Here is a 3,428-nt window from a genome sequence, read left to right on the forward strand (position 1 = left end):
ATACCAAGGAGCGGTAATGCCAAGAGCGGTCTGAAACAGGTCTTCCATGTGAGCCTTCAGGTGAGTTCAATGGGGTGAGTGAAGTGGGTAAATATACATGGTTACCCACTCATTTTTCAAAAGAGCCATAATCCTTTACTTTCAACTCATGTGATCTGAATGAGGAAAAATAACCTTTAACTCAATTCATAGCAATCAAGAATGATCACGCAAAGCACATCGTATTTTTCTGACATCAATAATGGGTATGAACCAAAGCGGTTGATCTGATATATTGCCGTTCTTTTGTTCCGAGTGTTTTTATGGCTGTACTCCAAGTTGCCTGTAGCCAATGCCAGCTAACAGAAGGTGGCGTAAAGAACGGTAGAACGAAAACCAATCAACAGAGGTAACTGTGGCGGCTGTTGCAAGATTTTCCAGCTTGTAGACTACTACAACGGTAACCACATGAACGCACGGCTTTGTTCAAACAGGTGAGAAATGTCATCATATTGGAAGGAATGAAACCTTAGCTCTGGAAAGCCCGGCTCTTTGGCTCTCACTGACCAGTGATGCTTTAAAAAAAGACCTGCAACATTTCTGCTGCAGGTCTTTTACTTTGAATCCAAACTGAAAAACCAGTTTCCATCCTACCTAATGCAAAGCACTCAATGCCTGTGGTGCAATTCAAACAATAAATGCCAGTTCTATTGAAGATCAACCCTGATTCCCAGCGAACCCTGCCCCGCAAGGCGATTAGAAGATCCTGAAACACCAATCGTTGCAAACCCGGACATATTGTCACTCAATTTCCAATTGCCGTGGGCGGAAACTTTTGCACTGATAGCGCCAACATCCGTTCCCTCTACTTTCCAGTGGGCTGCGCCTAGCATCACATCCCGATCAAGCGTTTCATGATCCCTGATCAGATCAGTAAACAGACCTACATCCAGATTCCAATCAACTTTATTGGTATCGATAAAGTTGATCAGGACACCCACTCCAATTTGAGCGGAAGTCTGGGTACCAGAATCAATGGATAATAACGTATTGGTCGAGCCCGTCTCTTTATAAGCATCGCCCTTGAGCACTTGAAACCTCAAGCTGGAATACCCTGTTATATCAGCATACTGACCATCCTTGAGAAGATGAGAAATACGAGCCTGACCAAATAAAACAGATTCCTGGACTGACGAAGTATGAGTGTTAGCACCTGAAGACAGGGAGACAGTTCGTCTTATTTCCCGCTCACTGACCCCCAAACCAAGATTCAGGTTTAATTGATAAGCACCCAGTTTCTCTGCTTCATTTTTGCTTTCATAGTAAGCAAGCATTGTTGCCAGGGTATTCTCAGAAGATGAGGCGTTTTCCGTAGAAAGCTTAGAATCGGTATAACTCAATGCCAACCCATAGCGCTTATCGGTCTGACGTTCAAAATCATAGCCAACAATCAGGGACTTGGCGCTTGAATCGTATCCTGTCGAAACCTTATCCTGACGATACTCAACTTGATTCGAGCTGACATTAGCCCAAAGCATTTCCTCTGGATCAAATTCATAGGAAGTAGTGAGAATCAAATCACTTAAAGAGATTATTTGGTCTTTTACATCATTAGCACTCTTTGCATGGATTTCACCCGATAGCTGAGTGATTGCAGAATTCAATACAGTACCAGACAGCCCCATCAACCCCGGGAATGGATCAGACCCTGTTGGTCTAGTGCCTGCAGCCGGACGAATCGTTTCCAGAGCAGTCATGGCGTTGAGTGCATTACGATTACCATTTTCAGAGGCGTATACTGCGTAACTTTCAGGGGTCAGAACCAGATCGATATACTGACTGCCATACTGAAGATCAAATCGTGTATTGTCAGAAAGACCGGATGCTGGTTGGTTTACAACCACAAAGCTGCCATTAATTCCATTAACGTCTTCAGTCGTAACAATTCGGAATTTGTCACCAATAACGGGCGTAAAAGTATTATTGGCTGGCGCGGATATACCTCTCAGTAAAATCTGAAGGGTTCCGTCAGCAGTGAAAGTGTTACCCACACCTGTGACAGCAACGCGGTCATAGCTACCGGCACCACCAGCAGGGTTGTATGTTGCCCCATCAATCTCCTCTTGCAGGATTGAACCGGATGTCATAACAACACTGCCCGCCGATGTTAATGTGCCTGGAGAGTCCCCAGGAGCAATAATACCACTGGACGTTATACCTGAAACAACGCCCGACCCCTTCAGAGTGCCGTTGTTGTTGACCACCACATTTCCTGCAAGACTGCCCTCAGCTTCTAGTGTACCGGCAGCTACAACAATCTCGCCTGCAAACGTATTGTTGCCAGAAAGCGTCAGCTTGGAATCACCTGTTTTGGTTAACGAACCACTGCTACCGACAGAGCCACTATCGTCACTGATGACACCGGAAATTTCTGTATCTCCGTTGGTCTGTATCGTTCCGCCATTAGCATCTACTGTAAAGTTTGCTGTAATGGAATCCGTACCTGAACCAATGGTCAGAGTACCGCCGGTAAACTTTGGATTGACCTGACTGTTGTTTATTTCATCAGGTGTATACTCAGACTTTGCATTATCAATGTCAGGGATACCCCCTACACTATTAGCCACTTCGTCGGCGTCAATAACACTGTTCTGATCCAGAGGACCTGCACCTGTACCATCAATGGTGCCTGCTGATGTCCTCAGGCGATAACCACTCAGTGAAAACTCTCCGGCCAACGCTTCAATCGACCAGTTAAAAGAGACATCTGATTCATCATAGGAAGATTCCTGACCTGAATGATCCGGCAGTGTGACGCCGCTTCCTCCCAGGGTAGTATTTGATACATTAAGGCTTGACTGACCACAATAGTCGTAATCGCAGCCCCCGGAACCTGCAGCATCAAAAGAAATGGTATAGATGTAGGTATCGTCAGTGAGCGGCAGAGTGATTCTCATTACATCGCCTGCGCTCCATTGCCACCAGTTTGAATCTGATGTATCCGCTCCATCAGGTGGCGTGCTATTGGCTTGAAAATTAATATCGATATTGCCCGACCCAGCCCCCCCTCGTCACCGTATTGATTAATAACAATACCCTGACCGGACTGAATCCAGGTTGGAGTATTGGATGACGCCTGTGTGAACAGGTGGCCAGCATGGCTTAAGCCTGATACAGTCATAAGTGACAGCAAAGCCAATATATACCTTAGAATCATCCTATCCATGATGCACTTCTTCCCCAGTTGTTAGTCCCTTTATATAGACCAGCAGGTCTTGTTTTTAATTCTTATTAATGGCATAGATACTTATTAGCAGAATCTAGTTAGTGCCTGTCCGAAAACCCACAAAAATCAAATGATGACAGTCCTCATTAAACGTGAGGCCAGATCATAAACCGGACCTTCACTGTTAAAGACTACATTTGCAGCGATTTCTGAGAGTATTCTT

The 3,428-nt window shown here is 45.2% G+C and carries 2 protein-coding genes; both read right to left on the reverse strand.

Going from position 1 to position 3,428, the window contains the following annotated elements; translation table 11 throughout:
- Positions 1 to 686 precede the first annotated feature (686 nt).
- The gene (locus tag ACR2PX_RS23185) at positions 687 to 2,936 is read right to left on the reverse strand and encodes an autotransporter domain-containing protein (protein ID WP_434001722.1); all 2,250 of its coding nucleotides are present in this window, start codon (positions 2,934 to 2,936) and stop codon (positions 687 to 689) included.
- Positions 2,936 to 3,205, reverse strand: coding sequence for a hypothetical protein (locus ACR2PX_RS23190; RefSeq protein ID WP_434001723.1), 270 nt, complete (start codon positions 3,203 to 3,205; stop codon positions 2,936 to 2,938). The genes ACR2PX_RS23185 and ACR2PX_RS23190 overlap by 1 nt, the downstream gene beginning before the upstream one ends.
- Between the last annotated feature and the right edge of the window lie 223 nt (positions 3,206 to 3,428).

This window comes from Endozoicomonas sp. (assembly GCF_051008435.1).
In the GTDB taxonomy this organism is placed as follows: Bacteria; Pseudomonadota; Gammaproteobacteria; order Pseudomonadales; family Endozoicomonadaceae; genus Endozoicomonas_A.